This window comes from Cognatundibacterium curvum (assembly GCF_014284235.1).
Lineage (GTDB): Bacteria > Pseudomonadota > Gammaproteobacteria > Burkholderiales > Burkholderiaceae_D > Undibacterium > Undibacterium curvum.
This window is the reverse complement of record NZ_JACOGD010000001.1, coordinates 499759-517655: the sequence shown is the minus strand read 5'-3', so window position 1 is coordinate 517655 and position 17897 is coordinate 499759. Positions and strand designations below refer to the sequence as shown.

Sequence of the window (17897 nt, the reverse complement as noted above, 5' to 3'; positions counted from 1 at the left end):
AATAACTTGTAAAAATCAGGTTGATGGCGGCAACGCAAGACGTAAATCAGTTGGTGCCGGCCGTGTTCCCGGTTCCTGCTTTCTGGCTTTCATTACCTTGGCATAAGCTTGCCAGGCCAGATCGTAGACGTTTTCACCCTGATGGAAAGGCATGGTTTCATTCAATGGTACAGAGCGATGTGGTGGCCGGTCTTCGAAGTTATACAGTGTCATGCTGCCACTCTCCGGATACAACTGGGAAGCGGAAATCGGTACTGCACAGCCCCCAAACGACTTGCACTTATTGTCGCTGGGCGCACTGTATAAATCCGATGGTGCCGGGCCGGGTGTCGGACCACCACACAGATTTTGTCCGGCGGTCTCCGTTGTGGCAGATTTGGCGGATGCGGATTTGTTGCTCACGCTGCCACAGGATGAACTGCCGCAAGATCCACCGCCGCTATCGAGCTGGGCAAAGCCACACCCACCCTGAGCATGGCAGCCATTGGAGCCGCGACAGGTATGATAGACCTCTATCGCTGCACATTGATGGCTGCTGTCTTTGCCACTCAATTGCATACCCTGGCAAGCGTGATACAGGGTTTCCGGATCTGGCAGCGGTACAGAGACCGACAGGTCGGGTGATTGACCGGTAATGGCCCAGCAGATCGCGATCCTGTCGCCCGAACCCACCATAGACGGGTAGGGGAAGCCGGTACTTTGCTGTTGCCAGTATTCATCGAGCACAGAGGTAATGCCATAAATAGCACCGGCTGAAACCTGACTCAGGGTCTTCAATGTGCTGGTGCCTGCCGCTTTCAGGCGGTTGAGTGCACCTGCGACATCTGCAGGTTTAGGGATATTGGCGGGTGCCTTGGCCGCCACATATTCATGATTGATCAGCATATCGCTGGTCCAGTGGTGGCCCTGTGCATGCCATTGTTCCCAGGTGGTCAGGCGTTCCGAAGGAATTTCACTGCGTGATTCCAGAATTTTTTTCACATCCTGGAAACGTTCATAATGATCAAAGGCTGCGCTGTGGAAGCGTGCTGCGGCATCGGCTGAGGCTACCGGTTTGCCTTCACCGTTATAGGATGGATAATCGGCTTTGAGCGCCTCATCGTTTTCGCGATAATCCGGCTGCACTGCGCGTAGCAGATGGGTGCGACGGTAATGGCGAATACCGGCCGCATTGCCTTCACCCTGGTCGGTGATGGCACACATCATATCGATCGCTTTATTATGTGAATGCGTACCGCCGCCATCCTGCTCTTCCGGCCCGAACAGCGTAGAAAAATGGGGGTATTCTTTTTTCGGGTGGGAACTGTTATTCGTATTAAACATGTCCTGCTGGACAGATCCATTCACAAACAGTTTTTGCCATAAAGTCTGACCATCGCTATATTCCATGCTGATGTAACGCGCATAGCATTCATACATGTAACCAATGGTACCGAACAGAGGCAGCTCAGCAAAGCCCTTGGATGGGGTCCAGCCAGCAAACGGCACATCCGGGAAATACTTGTGCGCATTCTGACGTAACTCTTCACGCGCTTGATTTTCTGGCTGTTCTATTGCCAGAAACAGCTGTATCTGATTGTGATTCAGTGCTTCCAGATTCACTTTCACGTTGTGATAAGTGCAGGTATCTTTCAGGTCCACGATACAGGGGATGACGCTCTTTTGCGGGCCGTAGCAAGTCCAGCCACGTTCCGCATTTTGCAGACCGGACCCTGCGGTAAACTGGGGTTTGACACCGATTGCAGTCGCCAGATTGGCTGCCATCTGCAGATGCAGCATTTCCTGGATGAAGACACTGAAAATCACATTAAAGGCGCGTTCATTGGCAGTATGCGGATGCGCACTGGTTGACATCCCTGGCCATTGACGGCCTTTGTAATAGGTATTGCCTTTGGAATTAATCTGATGGGTGCCGTAGATGGAATACATGGAATTCATGTAAACCGGAATGGTAAATAATTCCACGCTGACTGCAGCCTGAGCAATGGCTTGCACGGCAGCTTTATCGGTCGCGAAAAATTCCAACGGGCGATTTTTGATTGCTTCTTGCGGTGCTTCTGGGACAGCTGAATACATAGGTATCTCCTTGTTCAGTCAGTTCAGACACGGGATGCTTCGGTGTAGGGGGAGGCTATGCAAAAGGCATGATATTCAGGAAATTATGCTTTTATGCAATAGCGAGGCGACTCTAGCACGGAGTTTTTGATTTTTAGAATGTTTTTTGCATTTAAAAAATACAATGTTGTATAAAAACCTAGTTGTCGCAATCGCACATAAACTCAGCTTGTAGTTCATGTTTGCAACGCCTAAATTGTTCGCGCCCTCGGTTTGCATAGCGCGTGGCTGATGTTCACCGGACGTTGTCGCTGGCAAAGCGTTTCTGAAACTTTACAATTTTCATCTTGTCCGCAACCCACAGAGCTACAGCTTTCACCTACCATATCGTCTGTGTTGTATCCATACTACCTGCCAATTATTAACTCATGAAATTCAACTATTTGATTGCCGCTGCGATAAGCCTGAGCGGCATTGCTGGCGCCGCTTATCTCTATCAATCCACTCCTTTGGGTGCCGCTAAGGTACTTGCTCAGGCTGCGGATGCACAGACTGAGTTGCCGGAAGAATTACCTGCCTTGCTCAAGGCCTACCGCCAGACCATCGTCTTGCTGGCGGATGAAAAAACCTTGAATGAGAAAGAACGCAAAGAAGCGATACGGGTAGGCAGCGCCTTATTCCACGATAATCTGGCGCGTTTGAAAAAGCTGGAGGCAAGGCTGGAGCAAACATCCAGCCTGAGCGCCAGTCAGCGCCTCAGTTATGTGGACGGCATACTCAATTACATAGAATCAGGCGACAACTTATACGATGCCGACCGCCTTGCCTTCCGCGAGGTACTCACGTATTTGCAGCGCCTGGTGGCAAAAGAACAGACGCTGCCAGCAGTCAAACAGCATAAGCGTATCTCGGAAGATTTGAGTGCGCTGGCCGAAATCGAGCAAAACTACGACCAGGAACTCAAGGCGATTTTCGCGCGCTTTGAAACCCGCTCCATTGAGCTTAAACGTGAGAAGTGGGATGACTATCTGACCAAGCTCAGGAAAATTTATCAGCGCGAGCAGATATTGAAAGATTACGGTGTGATTCTGCCTTATCCGGAGATTCCGGATGCGAGTGCTGAAAAAGAGATATTCGGCCGTGGTTTGCCGCCGAAAACCGTGGTGCTGAGTTTCGATGATGGTCCGCATGCCAGTTATACCCAGGAAATCGCCGCGATACTCAAGCAATATAATGTGCCTGCCGTCTTTTTTGAAGTCGGTCGTAACGTCGGCAGTATTGATGCTCAGGGCAAGGAAAAGCTGAATAAAAATGCGGACATCAGCAAAAGTCTGAAAGCAGCAGGCCATGCCTTAGCCAATCACAGCTACAGTCACGCTTTGTTGTCGAAAGAGAGTGGCGACAATCTGCGTGCCGAAATCGGACAGACCGATCAGTTACTCAAAGCGATAGATCCCAGCCGCTCGCCTTTATTTCGCTTTCCTTACGGTGCGAAGAACAAAGAGGGCATGGAGTTATTGAGCAAGCTGGGGCTGCGCTCTGTGATGTGGAATATCGATTCGCTGGACTGGGCCGACCCGGTGCCTAATTCTATCGTTGAACGTGTGCTGTCCTCAGTCGAAAAAGAGCAGCGCGGCATCATCCTGTTCCATGATATTCATGAACGTACCGTCAAGGCCTTGCCGCTGGTGCTGGATAAACTGATTGCGGATGGTTATCGCTTTGCGGCCTGGGATGGCAGTGAATTCAAGGTCGGCAAGGAGCGTCAAGCGGCACCGGAAAAAGTCAGTCTGGGCAGCGAGTATCAGGATAGCTGGGCCGTGGTGATCGGCATTAACGATTATCAGAAATGGCCTAAGCTGCAGTATGCAGTACAGGATGCCAATGCGATCCGCGACACCTTAATCAACCGCTTTGGTTTTGCTAGAGAGAAGGTGATCACGCTGAGTAATGCGGAAGCCACGCGCAATCATATACTGGCCGCATTTCATGATCAGTTAGGTCATGGCAAACTGAAAAAAGATGATCGCGTCTTTATCTTTTTTGCGGGACATGGTGCTACCCGTCAGCTCAGTTCGGGACGTAATCTGGGGTATATCATTCCGGTTGATTCTGATCCGGCGCAGTTGTCTGTCGATGCGATTCCCATGACGGATTTGCAGAATATTGCAGAAAATCTGCAGGCTAAACATGTGTTCTTTGTCATGGATGCCTGTTATAGCGGGCTGGGACTTACGCGTGGTGGTAATGCGGCCTTCCTGAAAGATAATGCGAAACGCCTGGGGCGTCAGATGCTGACTGCCGGTGGTGCCGATCAGTTAGTGGCAGATGGTGGCCCGAATGGACATTCTGTGTTCACCTGGACTTTGCTGCAGGCCTTGAACGGTAAAGCGGATTTAAATGGCGATGGCATCATTACCGCCACTGAGCTGGCCGCGTATACAGCACCTGCAGTTGCGGGCATGTCAGCGCAGACGCCGGCCTTTGGCAGCTTGCCAGGCTCAGAGGGGGGCGAATTTATATTTGAACTGCGTGCCGAAACGGAATATTTAAGTGCCAAAACCAATCAGCTGTCTTCAGAAGAAATCGCACTGAATAATAAACTCAGTGTGGTGGCCGCCAAGCCGGGCAGCGAGGCGCCTATTGTGATTAAGAACCTCAATGGCGGTGAACAGAAAATTTCCGCCCCTAAGCTGGTGCAGGGCTCCTCACGTCAATTGGCACAAAGAGCGAATGACCAGGGTCTGCAATTCTACAAAGAGAAGCAATATGCCGAGGCGGAAGCGGCGTTCACCGAGGCGCTCAAGTACCGGCCTGACTTTGCACTGGCGGCCAACAATCTGGGCTTTGTTTATTTTAAACAGCAAAAGTATCCTGAGGCGGCACGCTGGTTTGAAAACACCATTAGCATGGATCCTTCACGGGCCATCGCTTACATGAACCTGGGCGATGCGCTGGCGCGTAGCGCTGACAAAGAGAAGGCAAGAAAAGCCTATCAAAGCTATCTGGAGCTGGCGCCGAACAGCAGTAATGTCACTTATGTGCGCGAGGCGCTGAAAAAGCTGAATTAATACAGTAGCTGCTGATTTGTCTGTATTCAGGCCAGCAACCATGGTCTTTCAAATTAAAGAGAACAGGCACAAAACAAAAAGCGGACACCAGTGTGGTGCCCGCTTTTGTTTTTGCCGCTTAGCCCCTGGCTGAGGCTTGGTGTTACGGCTTAACGGCCGCCGATGCGGGTTTCACCAAACAAGGCTTTCTGATCACGTGGCTGAGAGCGCCAGTATTGTGGCGGGGCCTCAACGGTGCCGCCCAGCTTGGCAGCGGCATGCCATGGCCAGTGCGGGTCATACAGGATGCCACGTGCGATTGCTATCAGGTCGGCCTGCTGATCTTGCAGGATTTGTTCCGCATGTTCAGCTTCGGTAATCAGCCCGACCGCGATCACAGGCAAGTGGCTGAGCGCAGCTTTAATCGCCGCGGCAAAATGCACCTGATAGCCGGGTTCCAGCGGGATTTGCTGGCGTGGTGATAAACCACCGCTGGACACATGAATAAACGCGCAGCCGCGTTGTTCCAGCGCTTGCGCCAGAACGATACTTTGCGCCAGATCCCAGCCGCCTTCGACCCAGTCGCTGGCGGAAATCCTGACGCCGACCGGATAATCCGCTGGCAGCGCAGCTTTGACCGCATCGACGATTTCCAAAGGCAAGCGCATGCGGTTTTCCAGACTGCCGCCGTACTCATCTTCACGCTGATTGGATAAAGGCGATAAAAACTGATGCATCAGGTAACCGTGGGCTGCATGCAGTTCTATGCTGTCTATGCCCAGACGATGGGCGCGTACTGCGGCATCGACAAAGGCGCGTTTGACACGTGCGATGCCAGCCTGATCGAGCGCAAGCGGTGGGGTTTCAGTCGCGCCATGTGGAATGGCAGAGGCTGACCAGGTTGACCAGCCGCCGTGTTCGGCTTGCAGTAACTGACCGCCTTCCCAAGGAATTTGGCTCGATGCTTTACGTCCGGCGTGCGCCAGTTGAATCGCGAGCGGCATATTGGAGTAGCGGCGCACAGCTTGTAATACTTTGCCTAAGGCTGCTTCAGTTTCATCTGACCATAAGCCCACATCGGCCGGGGAAATCCGCCCATCCGGTTCTACAGCAGTCGCTTCAATAATCAGCAAGCCTGCACCGGACAGCGCGAGACTGCCTAAGTGCATCAGATGCCAGTCACTGACGATACCGTCCTGCGCTGAATACTGGCACATAGGTGCAATCACAATGCGGTTGTTGAGTTTGAGTGTTCCTAATTGGGTTGGGGTGAAAAGCAGACTCATGGGCAGGGGCTTTCTTTCTTGAGTAGCGAGAGCGGGGTGCTCTTTACGGCAAGCTATTATGCCGAAACTGCGGCCGCCTTGCTGAGTGCATGCAGTTTAGCGCTGAGCGCAAGCCAGGCTGGTTTTTTCCTGCTGACGTTTGAGTTTTTGTCTGGCCTTCGCTTCTTTAGCGGGCGTTGCCTGGCGCAAGTCTTCTTTCGCCCAGCGCAGTTGCAGGCTGGCTTTATCACAGGCTAGTTTTTGTCGTTCCGCTTTTGCGGCTATGTTGCGCTGTTGTTTTGCCGCCAGTTCGGTTTCGTGCTGGCGCTGCTGATCGATACGGCGTAATTCTTCCTGTTGCTGTTTGAGCCGGGTGCGTGCTGCGGCGCTATCCTGAGCCGTGGGCTGGGAGGCAGGCTGCACTGTTCCGGCTGCCTGCTGGTCCTGGCGGCAGGGTGTTTCCTGATAAACGGTTTGTCCCTGACTGATGCAGCGATAGGTCTCGGCATGGGCTGTGGCCATGGTTAACAGCGTCATTAAGCTGACTAGCGTAGTAGCGTGAATGGCGTGCATGAGTTGACTCCCTGTTCTGCAAGCCCGCAACGCCGTTACAGTATTTTGCCCGGATTCATTATATTGAGCGGGTCAAGAGCTTGCTTAATCGTGCGCATTAAAAGCATTTCGGTTGGACTGGTATATTTTGCCAGATCAGCGCGCTTCATGGCACCGATACCGTGTTCAGCGGAGATAGAACCGTGGAATAACTGCACCTGGTCGTGTATCAGCGTCGTGATTTGTTTTTCTGCGGCAAAAAAAGCCTCTTTGTTGTCGCTTGGCGGTGACACGTTGTAATGCAAATTCCCATCGCCCATATGCCCGAAACACACTACCTGACAAGCTGGAAAGTGCTGCTGTAGCAAGGCATCGGTTTGGGCTATAAAAGCAGGGATGGCAGAAATAGGAACGGAAATATCATGCTTGAGATTTTTACCCTCAGCGGCCTGCGCCATCGAGATGTTTTCACGCAAGGCCCACAGCTGGCGCGCCTGTTGCAAAGATCCGGCAATAGCGGCATCGCTGATCAGCCCCGCTTCCAGCAAGTGCTGTAACAGCTGTTCCATCGCCGCGTTGCCATGCTGTTCGGATTCCTGATCCGATAACTCCAGCAAAATGTAATAGGGCGCTGCCTGTGCCAGCGGCGCCGTACTGCCCGGCAGATGTTTCAGCACTAACCCGAGGCAGACATGCGCCATCAGTTCGAAGGTGGTCAGCATGGCGCCCAGCGCTTCACTTGCTGCACGCAAGACTTGCAAGGCTTGCTGCGGGGATTCCAGTGCGAGCCAGGCGGTTTTTTGTGCTGCCGGTTTGGGGTAGAGCTTCAGGACTGCGGCGGTAATGATACCCAGCGTTCCTTCTGAGCCTATATACAGCTGACGCAAATCGTAGCCGGTGTTATCTTTCCTGAGACCACTGAGTCCATGCCAGATTTGCCCATCGGGGCTGACCACTTCCAGGCCCAGACAGAGTTCACGTGCATTGCCATAACGCAGTACGGCGGTGCCGCCTGCATTCGAGGCCAGGTTGCCGCCTATGGTACAACTGCCTTCGGAAGCCAGCGACAACGGGAATAACAGACCGGCCGCATCAGCCGCTTGTTGAACCTGTGCCAGCGTACAGCCTGCTTCCGCAATCAGTGTGAAATTACCGGCATCGACAGCGCGTATCTGCGTCATACGCCGCAAAGATAAAATGATGGCGCTACCTTGCTGATCAGGGATGGAGCCGATCACCAGTCCGGTATTACCACCTTGCGGCACGACAGGCACCTGATGCGCATGACACAGCGCGACGATGGCCGCGACTTCATCGGTATTACCGGGCCGGATGACAGCCAATGCCTTGCCTTGTACCCGGCGTCGCCACTCAGTTTCGTAAGGTGTCTTGTCCTGCTCTGCGGTCAGCACATTCGCGTGGCCCACGCACAGACGACAGGCGGTCAGAAAATCATCCATGCTGTTCGCTATTCTGTTGCGCGAGTTTCGCTTTCTGTGCAGCTTTGGCAGCCCGCTTGATGGGGCGCAGATAGGCCGCAACACCGATGAAATACAATAGCGCCAGGCATAACTCTGCCAGTGCCAGTGCGGCAGACAGACGAGACTGATCGCTATAGGCACGCACCACGCCTTCGGTGAAATACAGCCAGATCAGCATGGTGGTCCATTGCATGGTGTAGTTGTCGCGCTTTAAGACGGCGCGTAAAGGCAGTAATAAGGGCAGGGCTTTGAGTGCCATAAAACTGCCGCCTGCGCGCAGCGGTGCCAGCCATAGCTCCCAGGCGATGCAGAGCACGATTAAGGCGAGCAGACTCAGGCAGGCCAGCCGGTGAAAGTATTGTTGGCTGCGGCTGATCATGCGCATGCTGCCAGTTTGCGCGCGTTTTGCGCCAGACGTTTGCCGAGCGCGATCGCCAGTCTGCGGCTTTCATCGGTCGGCGCTTTCTTGCCATCCAGTCCGGACCAGTGCGTCGCGCCATAGGGGCTGCCGCCGCTGGAGGTCAGCATCAGATCTGCTTCGCTATAAGGAATGCCAAGCACCAGCATGCCATGGTGGTAGAGCGGCAGCATCATGCTGAGTAAGGTTGACTCCTGACCGCCATGCAGGCTGCCGGTCGAAGTGAACACGCAGCCCGGCTTACCGGCCAGCGTACCGGACAGCCAGTCGGCACTGGTACCATCCCAAAAATACTTCATCGCGGCGGCCATATTGCCAAAGCGGGTAGGTGAACCAACAGCGAGACCGGCGCACTCTGCCAGGTCCTGTAATTCCACATAAGGCGCACCGCTGTCGGGAATGGTGGCTGCAGTCGCTTCGGTATCGCTGGAAACGGGAGGTACTGTACGCAGGCGGGCATCGCAATTGGGTACGCTTTCTATCCCTTGCGCTATCCATTCAGCGATTTTGCGGGTACTGCCATGGCGCGAATAATATAAAACCAGCAGGGTAAGTGGTGTGGATGAATGGCTCATCGGACGTCTTTCTTAAAAATCTTAGTTCTCAGTATGCCGGTGAAGTGGAGTTCATCGTGGTTTCGATTTCGCATACGGCCTATATTATGAAGCTTTATGCTTGCAATCTCATTAAACTCATTAAAATAGAGTCTGTTGAAATTTAATTAGGCAGTTATGCGTGGTATGACCTGGCAACACATCCGTAATCTCATTCAATTCGCATTACGCAGGTTGCAGGAAGGGCGACTTCCGCAAGTCGCGGGCAGTCTCACATTCACCACGGTACTGGCGCTGGTGCCTATCTTGACGGTGGCACTCGCGATTTTCACCGCTTTCCCCTTGTTTAATACCTTCCGTACTTCGCTGGAAGCGTATTTTGTGCAAAACCTGATGCCTAAGGGGATAGCCAACACCATACTTGGTTATCTGACCCAGTTTGCAACCAAGGCTACCCGCCTGTCTGCGGTGGGTGGTGTGGCGCTGATGCTTACCGCATTTGCGACAATGGCGATGATAGACCGCGCTTTTAATCAGATCTGGCAAGTCAAGCGTTCACGCCCGCTGGTGCAAAGGGTGTTGGTGTATTGGGCGATCGTCACGCTGGGGCCTTTGCTGATCGGTATATCGATTTCCGCCACCTCATACCTGTTTACCGCCACCAGCGGGGTGGTGAATGCAGTGCCACTGATTGGTGCCATTTTTTATACCCTGGTGTCGATTTTGTTTACGACCGGCGCGTACACTTTGCTCTACACCACTGTGCCTAACCGCCCGGTAGCCTGGCAGGATGCAGCCTGGGGTGGACTGGTGGCAGCACTTGCATTTGAAGTCGCTAAACGCGGCTTTGCCCAGTTTGTCACGCATTTTCCGACTTACACCATTGTGTATGGCGCATTGGCAGCGATACCGATTTTTCTGGTCTGGATTTATTTATCCTGGCTGATCACGCTGGTCGGGGCAGTGATCACTGCGGCTTTGCCCGTGGTGCGCTTTGAGCGCTGGTGGCATGTGCCGACACCGGGCAGCCGTTTTGATGATGCTGTACGCATACTCGGCGTCCTGGTGCGTGCCAGACAAGAAGGGCGTTTAGCCAGCGTCAGCATCGCCCAGATTCGTACCTTTACCTGGTTTGGTCTCGATGAAATCGAGGATTTACTGCAGAGTATGGCCGAGCTTAATTGGGTAGCCAAGGTGATGCCTGAACAAGTTGCTGAACCGGCTAAGCGGCGCTGGCGATCTGAACGGAATCAGCAAGAGTACTGGGTACTGACCATGAACCCGTCTGAATTGCGTATTGCCGATGTCTATCGCGTATTTGTGTATGCGCCGGTGCAGGGTAGCCGCTTGTCTGCCCTGGTTGAGAGCCAGATAGAAGCAGGCTTGCAAACCAGCTTGCAGCAGTATTTCCTGAATAACGAAGACAGCAGCGAAAACGGCAATGAAATTCAGCATAATTAGTTTTTCCGAGCTGGACGCAGGCTTGATTTCGAGCTGGCATCGTCTGCAGCAGACGGCGGCTGTCTATGACAGTCCTTATTTTCATCCGCGTTTTTCCCAACTGGTGGCGCAACAGCGTGCTGATGCGCGCTTGCTGGTGATGGAACAGGCAGGGCAGGTCGCAGGCCTGTTTCCCTACCATCAGTTGGCTGGCCAGCAGCTAAACTTCATCGGCGAAGGTCTCAGTGACTATCAGGGTGTGTTACACGCGCCAGACATGACTTTCCCTATGTCTGACCTGCTCAGGGCAATGGGGAAATCCTATCTGGCATTCAATCACGTACCCGCCGTCATGCAGGAATTTGCCAGTCACGCCTGGACCGGCAGCCGATCCTTGTGCCTGAATCTGGACGGAGGCTATGCGGCTTACGGTGCCAGGCTGGCAGCAACTCGTGAAGCTGGTCTGTTAAAGAAAGTAGAAACCAATGCCCGCAAATTAGGGCAGCGTGTGGGTGATGTGCGCTTTGAATTCAGTTCTGTGGACGCAGCGGATTTTCAGACGCTGCTGGATGGGAAATCGCAACAATTCGTGCGCACCCTGGGGCCGCAGGCGGACATATTTGCCGTCGCCTGGATACGGCAACTGATGGAAGGGATACAGGCTCAGCGTGGCAGCGACTTTGCGGGCGTGCTGTCTGTACTGTATGCGGGTGACAAACTGGTGGCCGCGCATTTTGGTATGCGTAGCGCCAACACACTGCATTACTGGTTCCCTTGGTATGACACGCAGTTTGGCGAGTATTCACCGGGCTTAATACTGCTCGCCCGTTGCGCAGAATATGGTGCTGCAGAGGGTGTTACACTGATCGATCTGGGACGCGGTGAGCAAGCCTATAAGCAGCGCTTTGCTACCGGTTTTACTGAATTGTGTGAAGGTGCTGTTTCGCGCCCGGCCTTGCTGGCAAAAGTACATGGTGGCTTGTGGCGTGGTAAGCGCTATCTGCGTGATTCCGCTTTGGGCGTGAAGCTGAAAGCCTGGCGCAAATCCTGAACCCGGCAGGTGTTTTGCAGGGTTCAGTGTAGTGCAAATTAATAAGCGTTTTTGTCGCCGAACAGTACTTTTACGGTACGCCAGATAATCACAAAATCCAGCCAGATCGACCAGTGCTGCAAGTAGTAGAGATCATAGTCGACCCTGGCCTGCATTTTCTCCAGTGTGTCTGTCTCACCGCGCAAGCCATTGACTTGTGCCCAGCCGGTAATGCCGGGTTTGACCTTGTGCCGGAACATATAGCCAGTCACCAGTTTGCGATATAGCTCATTGTGCGCGACTGCATGTGGGCGTGGACCGACCAGACTCATATCACCTTTGAGTACATTGAACAGCTGAGGCAATTCATCAATTGAAGTTTTACGTATAAAACTGCCGAAGCGGGTGACGCGTGGGTCGCCTACAGTTGCCTGTATCACAGGCGCATCCTTGCTCGTCATACGCATAGAGCGAAACTTGTAAACGCTGATCGCTTTACCGGCGATGCCATAGCGCTTTTGCTTAAACAAGACCGGGCCAGGTGAACTCAGTTTAACGCACATTGCTACGCACAGCAGTACAGGTGACAACAAGATTAGTCCAATCAACGCGCCGAAGAAGTCAATCAGACGTTTAGGTAAAGCGGTGACGCCGATAAACGGAGTTTCCACGGATGCTAGTACCGGCTTGCCAGCCAGTTCGCGCAATTGTATGCCTGGCATGCCAAAGATCAGGGATTCCGGTACAAAATAGGTGGTGGCAGTGCTGTCAAACAGGATCTCGATGACCTCAGCCAGTTCCGGTGGCTCCTTGGTATTCATGCCGATGAAGACCACATCGACCTTGACCTTACCAGTTTCAGGATCGACTATCCATTCTATTGCATCCTCCAGATTGCCCAGCCTTTCTATGCCGCTAGGTGGGCGCGATTCGCTGCGATTGTCAAAGAAGCCTACGATGTCCACTGCGGCCAATGGTGAATGTTTGAGCGAATCGACCAGATCGGCACACGCTGAATTCGACCAAATCAACACTGCTTTGCGTCGCCGTGCCGGATTGGAGTAATACAAAACGGCGGCGGAACGGATGAATAATGCAGTCGCCATCAGCACGAAAGGCGTGATGCACAGCCAAAGTAACATCACCTTGCGTGATAATTGTTCTGAGGATTTCTGTACGTAAGCCGTCAGCAATACGATCATGAACACGATGAACCAGCGCCAGGTCAGCTTGGGGAACAGGGTATAAGCACGTCTGTCCTGCAGTGAGTTGAGCAGGCTGTGGCTGGAAAAGACGATAATGCTGCTGAGCGCGGCGATCAGTATGCGTACCCCAAATACTTCTACTTCGGCAGTTTCGACATTGAAAATAATACAGAACAGCGTGATACAGATCACGCTGCTGAACGCAATGCCGGTCAGGACAGACAGCAGATGGGCGCTCTGTGCATGTTGGGCAGAGGATGGATGACTGAACATAGTGTCCGTTATTATTTTGTTTTGGATTTGAACAATAAATTCTTGATTTGCGCCAGTTGCCACTGATGCAGATGGCGCCGGAATTCAGGGTTTTCGTAACGCGGCGCACCTCGTAACGCGGCGCCCAGATAGCCTGCAATGATTAAGAGGCCACCGATTACAAAGGGCTTCTCACGCATGCGGAATACGCCGGATGCCACCGCATAGAGTGGGTGGTAGCCCATAAACCAGATGCCACGTCCCCAGCGCAGGCGGCCACGATAGACATTTTTATCGGATGAACCCATCAGACGGTGATGCATCAATATCGCATCTTCATCATAAAAACTCTTGGTATTCCAGCCCTTCATACGGGCAGTGTGTACGTCAATACCATCCCAGAGCACTTCCTCAACAAAGCCACCGATTTCTTCAAATGCGTTGCGCCGGTAGAGTTTGAACTGTCCGGCCACATGTTCATCAATGATGATTTCTTCTATACGCTGATTTTGCTCAGTGCGGAACACTTTGCCTGATACCGCAGCCAGTTTAGGATCTCGCTCAAACTCGGCAAACATTTTTTCCAGGTAGCGCGGGCCAAAGGACATATCGCCATCGAGCTTGGCAATGTATTGATAGTCCTGATGCAAAATTTGGGTGATACCGAATTTAAACGCGGCGACTACACCTCCGCCCACCTTACGAAAGCCACGGTCAGGTCTTTGCACCAGGCGGATAAACGGATATTTTTGTGCGTATTCATTAACAATTTCAGCGGTATTGTCTCTGGAACCGTCGTCTACGATGATCCATTCAACCGGTCTCACAGTTTGCGCCACCATTGAATCCAGCGTCAGTCGTATCAGATCTGCTTCGTCGCGGACAGGCGCAATGATGACCAAAGGAACTGTAGTTATATTTTGCATAGCAAATGATGAGGGAAGGGAAGGTGTTTTGGGCAGAACTGCCGCATCGTGCTTGCGTCGTTCCTTTTGTGCAATGGTAGCTCAGCTCCGGGCTAAGGACAATTAATGAAAGTGAACAATTGTTATTACGGAAATCTTTTTACGGAAATTGTCTCGCAACATTGTTTAAATGGTAATTTAATGTGTTAACATAAGTGCTGTATGGCAATAAATCCATGCAGATCTGTCTCAATGCCTGGTTTTCAGGGATTTTCTTGTTACATAGTACGCGTGTTTGCACGTGGCTAAATTTTGTGACAATTGCCAGCGTGGGAAACTGTTGCAAAGGATTGCGTCGCTTCCGCAGACTGTAAATCGCATAGGCAGCTTATTATTTCACGACATACAACTGGTCTATCGTAAAAGAAACCACTTCAGATGGTGAATTGGATTGAATATTAATCCGTTTGATCGTACCGGGATTACCAAATTTGGACGCCGGGATACTGAAGAAAGTCCACTTTGCAGGTGGTAAGTTGAGCGTCACATGTGCATTGCAAGCATTTTCAACCGGACACAGAATCAGCACTATAGGCAAGGCAGTCGCAGAATAAGCCCAGAGCTGAATGGCCGCGTTCGGGCTGTTGAACGCAACAGGAGTAGTACTGGTCAATCCGACTGCACCGTAGGCACCGGTTGTGATGACATTCATCGCGTAACTACCCGACTGCAACGGGGTGGCGCTGGAAAAGTTCACGTTTGCATTCCATCCCCATGTTCCCTGCCAGCCAATGGCCAAATTATCTGTGTACACCGGGACGGCCGTGGGTAAATTTGCAGGTTTTTTTTTGTAAGCGGCTTGTAGTGCTACAAACTGATGTTGCCCTGTGCTGGTGAAATCGTTGCTCAAATTCGTTTGTGATGCAGCGCCTGACCCGAACACGACAGCAAACGTATTCATCGCTGTCAATTGTGCAGGATTATTGAGGAAGTAATCCATGCGGTTGTCACGCCAGGGTGAAGCCGTTGCGCTGGCTGTCCCTGTCCCATTGGCGGCGGCCGGTGTCCCCATCGGTGTTTGCCACCATATCAGTGGCAGTGAGTACACGGGTGGTGTGTAGACGCCAGCAGCATTGTAGCTGCCGCTGGAGTACTGCGCAGCTTGTGAAAAGGCCCACTGGAAATTCGAAGTATCCCAGTAGGTTTGACTTATATCGCCGGTGCCGCCTGCAGAACGACAATCGACAGCATTGCTCAGATAACAGCCGGCATCACGATCGGATGTTTGCATCACAACGAAGTCAGCTTTGCCAGCGCCTAACTTTTGCATGAAGGCGGGTTCTTGCGCAAGCAGATCCGGAAATCCTGAGGGCGGGAAGCCGAGATAGGCGTTGGGCGCATAGTTGCGTGCCATCGAAATCATACAAGACACCATGCCTACCGCTGTATTGGGCTGGGTATTGCATTCGCTGCTGTTTGCTGATGCGACTGCAATGGCGACCCTGCCTGGCTCGGTCTGGTAAGCAGTGATCACTCCCGACGCATTGTAAATGCGTTGGATATACCCCCAAAAATCTGGCTCTACATTGACTAAAGCTGGCTTGCCGGTAGCCTGTATTTTCTGAAACAGAGTGCGTACATTATTCCAGTACTGTGTCATAAGCGTGGTATCGGTCAGCCACGTGGTGTTTCCATCACCTTGCGAGGCCATCTGGTACAAAGTGTACATAGGAACGGCCCCTAAACTCGCGGCATCACTGGCAACCATACTGGCGTATGCGCCGGTCGGGCTATTCCATCCTACCCAGGAAGTCTGTGGGTCTATGCCATTAAGATACCGGTCATAAATATCAATTTTAGTCACTCCAAAGTAGGGCATGACAACGGCATCACTGGCAATGTCGGACAGGTATTGCACACCCAGTCCTAGCAATAACTGGTTGGGCTTACCTAGCGCGGTGGCAAGCAGGCCGGCCTGTTTTCCCGGCGGCGCCTGTTGGATAAGGCTGTGGTAATCAGGCGCAGCAGCCAGCGGCACTTGATCTGAAGTGTCAGGCAGAGCTTGTGAGCTGACCTGCGACGAGCCCGCAGTCTGAGCGCCTGCTCTCGCCACAAAGTCAGCCTCAGTGGCTTTGTCGCCACCACAGCCAGGCAGGATGCTAATTAACAGTAAAGCAGAAAAAAAAGTGTTTTCATTGGTAATCACAAATCGCTTTTTCATCGTTTTCCTAAGAGAGGTGGACACATAAATGCATCTCTGGCTTGCTTAACTTCATCAGACGCATGGATTTCTTCCTTGCTTGTTCTTGGCTTAGTTCTTAGTTCTGAGCCTGACACTTTGCCATTCAGCAGAATGGACGCGAAACCCGAGTCTTCGCAGATAAATCCTTCGGCAGAGTTAAGCTAACATGGTGAATAAATGGAAATGTACTTTTTGCACTATTTTTCAATTGAAGAAATGTTGTGCAAGTACAAATGAGAATGCGCGGGAGAAGCTTGCTGGTTTAAACTGTGATGAAATCAAACTGGTAAGGCAAGCGCCTATCCTGTATCAGCAGCTTAAATTGAGTGGTAGCTTAGGTGCTGTGCAGTGAATAATTGTTGTCAAGGAAATGAATTCGACCAAACTGCGGCGCGATTTTGTTTCTATGACAAAAATATGCAATCATAAGTGCGGCAGCACGATAAAATAAGCAAATTCCATCCCAATAATCGGTTTTCAATGATTTTTTCACCAATTGTAAATTTGAAGAGTGACATGCTCCGCGCTTGTTATTGCGGAATACTGCTTTCTTCATTTTTTTCGGTTGCCTGCGCCGAAGAGTCATCGCAACTGCACGGATTACGTTTAAAGCTGGATTTCAGTCTCTCCTATCAGCCAGCAGTGAGTCCATCGCCCAAAAAGACAACGCCCGTCATCGAAAACAGCGCCGATTCCGGAATGATGGAAACACGTAGTGATGTCGTTGGCGAGGGCGATCAGCTGATCATTACTGTGTTTGGTCAGCCAGATCTGAGTGCGGATGTGGTGGTGGGCTCGATGGGGATTATCACCCTCCCTTTGGTTGGCGCGATGGAAGTTAAAGGCAAATCGACCATGGATGTGGCGATTCAGTTTGCCAATAAATTAGAGCAGGGGCAGTACCTGATCAACCCCAAGGTTGCAGTACGTATCGGTCAACAGATCAGTCGTAATTTTTCAGTTTTTGGTGAAGTAGTACGGCCAGGACGTTTTCCTATGCAGGGGCAGTTGAATGTGCTGGATGCTTTGAGTCTGGCTGGTGGCCTGACCACGCGTGCGGACAAGTCAGTCAAATTATTACGTAAGAATGCAGGTGCGGATCAGGATGCTGCTGAAGTCGATACCATGCAAATCGAGTTTGAAAATAATAAAAATAGTGAAAAACTGATGCAGAAAATTCTGCCGAATGATGTGCTGGTAGTCGGTCAGCAAAAGACTTTTTATGTGTATGGTGAAGTGCGCCGTCCCGGTAGCTATCCTATGGAAGAGGCCATGAATGTGATGCGGGTACTGGCAGTGGGTGGCGGTGTTTCTGAGCGTGGCTCTTCGTCGCGCATCGTGATTCATCGTAAAGATAAGCATGGCGAACTGATAGAAATGCCTGCCAATATTAAAGATGTTGTGCTGCCAGGAGATGTGGTAGTGGTTAATGAACGTATTTTTTAAGG

13 protein-coding genes are annotated in these 17897 nt (G+C 51.9%); 4 read left to right on the top strand and 9 right to left on the bottom strand.

The genetic code is table 11. From position 1 onward, the window contains the following. Positions 1-15: 15 nt before the first annotated feature. A complete protein-coding gene (locus H8K43_RS02425) occupies positions 16-2076 on the bottom strand; it encodes a ferritin-like domain-containing protein (protein WP_186902381.1) in 2061 nt (686 codons plus the stop codon). Positions 2077-2483: 407 nt separating this feature from the next. On the opposite strand from H8K43_RS02425, the gene H8K43_RS02420 reads away from it, so the two are divergent. Beyond that, positions 2484-5126: a polysaccharide deacetylase family protein gene (locus tag H8K43_RS02420; RefSeq protein WP_186902380.1), complete on the top strand. Its 2643-nt coding sequence runs from the start codon at positions 2484-2486 to the stop codon at positions 5124-5126. Between the two features lie 149 nt (positions 5127-5275). Here H8K43_RS02420 and H8K43_RS02415 read toward each other — a convergent pair whose 3' ends face one another. The 5 genes from H8K43_RS02415 to wrbA all read right to left on the bottom strand — a co-directional run bounded on the left by H8K43_RS02415 (position 5276) and on the right by wrbA (position 9396). After that, positions 5276-6391, bottom strand: a complete 1116-nt coding sequence (locus tag H8K43_RS02415; protein ID WP_186902379.1) for an NADH:flavin oxidoreductase/NADH oxidase — start codon at positions 6389-6391, stop codon at positions 5276-5278. A 96-nt stretch (positions 6392-6487) separates the two neighbouring features. Then, positions 6488-6943 carry a DUF4124 domain-containing protein gene (locus H8K43_RS02410; protein WP_186902378.1) on the bottom strand — a complete coding sequence of 152 codons (456 nt, stop codon included), beginning with the start codon at positions 6941-6943 and terminating at the stop codon, positions 6488-6490. 35 nt (positions 6944-6978) lie between these two features. After that, complete coding sequence (locus tag H8K43_RS02405) at positions 6979-8382, bottom strand: FAD-binding oxidoreductase (RefSeq protein WP_186902377.1); 1404 nt, start codon at positions 8380-8382, stop codon at positions 6979-6981. Beyond that, positions 8375-8782, bottom strand: coding sequence for a DUF2069 domain-containing protein (locus H8K43_RS02400; RefSeq protein ID WP_186902526.1), 408 nt, complete (start codon positions 8780-8782; stop codon positions 8375-8377). Before H8K43_RS02400 ends, H8K43_RS02405 begins: the two co-directional genes overlap by 8 nt. Beyond that, complete coding sequence (gene wrbA / locus H8K43_RS02395; protein ID WP_186902376.1) at positions 8779-9396, bottom strand: NAD(P)H:quinone oxidoreductase; 618 nt, start codon at positions 9394-9396, stop codon at positions 8779-8781. Before wrbA ends, H8K43_RS02400 begins: the two co-directional genes overlap by 4 nt. Before the next feature lie 156 nt (positions 9397-9552). Between wrbA and H8K43_RS02390 the strand changes: the two genes are divergently transcribed. Both H8K43_RS02390 and H8K43_RS02385 read left to right on the top strand, forming a co-directional pair. Further along, positions 9553-10836 carry a YihY family inner membrane protein gene (locus H8K43_RS02390; RefSeq protein WP_186902375.1) on the top strand — a complete coding sequence of 428 codons (1284 nt, stop codon included), beginning with the start codon at positions 9553-9555 and terminating at the stop codon, positions 10834-10836. After that, a complete protein-coding gene (locus H8K43_RS02385; RefSeq protein WP_186902374.1) occupies positions 10817-11866 on the top strand; it encodes a GNAT family N-acetyltransferase in 1050 nt (349 codons plus the stop codon). The genes H8K43_RS02390 and H8K43_RS02385 overlap by 20 nt, the downstream gene beginning before the upstream one ends. 38 nt (positions 11867-11904) lie before the next feature. Here H8K43_RS02385 and H8K43_RS02380 read toward each other — a convergent pair whose 3' ends face one another. The 3 genes from H8K43_RS02380 to H8K43_RS02370 all read right to left on the bottom strand — a co-directional run bounded on the left by H8K43_RS02380 (position 11905) and on the right by H8K43_RS02370 (position 16428). Further along, entirely contained in the window at positions 11905-13323 is a 1419-nt protein-coding gene (locus tag H8K43_RS02380) for an undecaprenyl-phosphate glucose phosphotransferase (RefSeq protein WP_186902373.1), read from the bottom strand. A gap of 11 nt (positions 13324-13334) precedes the next feature. After that, positions 13335-14228 (bottom strand): glycosyltransferase family 2 protein, encoded by an 894-nt coding sequence (locus H8K43_RS02375; RefSeq protein WP_186902372.1) that lies wholly within the window; start codon positions 14226-14228, stop codon positions 13335-13337. Between the two features lie 370 nt (positions 14229-14598). Beyond that, entirely contained in the window at positions 14599-16428 is a 1830-nt protein-coding gene (locus tag H8K43_RS02370) for a hypothetical protein (protein WP_186902371.1), read from the bottom strand. A gap of 720 nt (positions 16429-17148) precedes the next feature. On the opposite strand from H8K43_RS02370, the gene H8K43_RS02365 reads away from it, so the two are divergent. Continuing rightward, positions 17149-17895 (top strand): SLBB domain-containing protein, encoded by a 747-nt coding sequence (locus H8K43_RS02365; RefSeq protein WP_186902370.1) that lies wholly within the window; start codon positions 17149-17151, stop codon positions 17893-17895. The last annotated feature ends 2 nt before the right edge of the window (positions 17896-17897 follow it).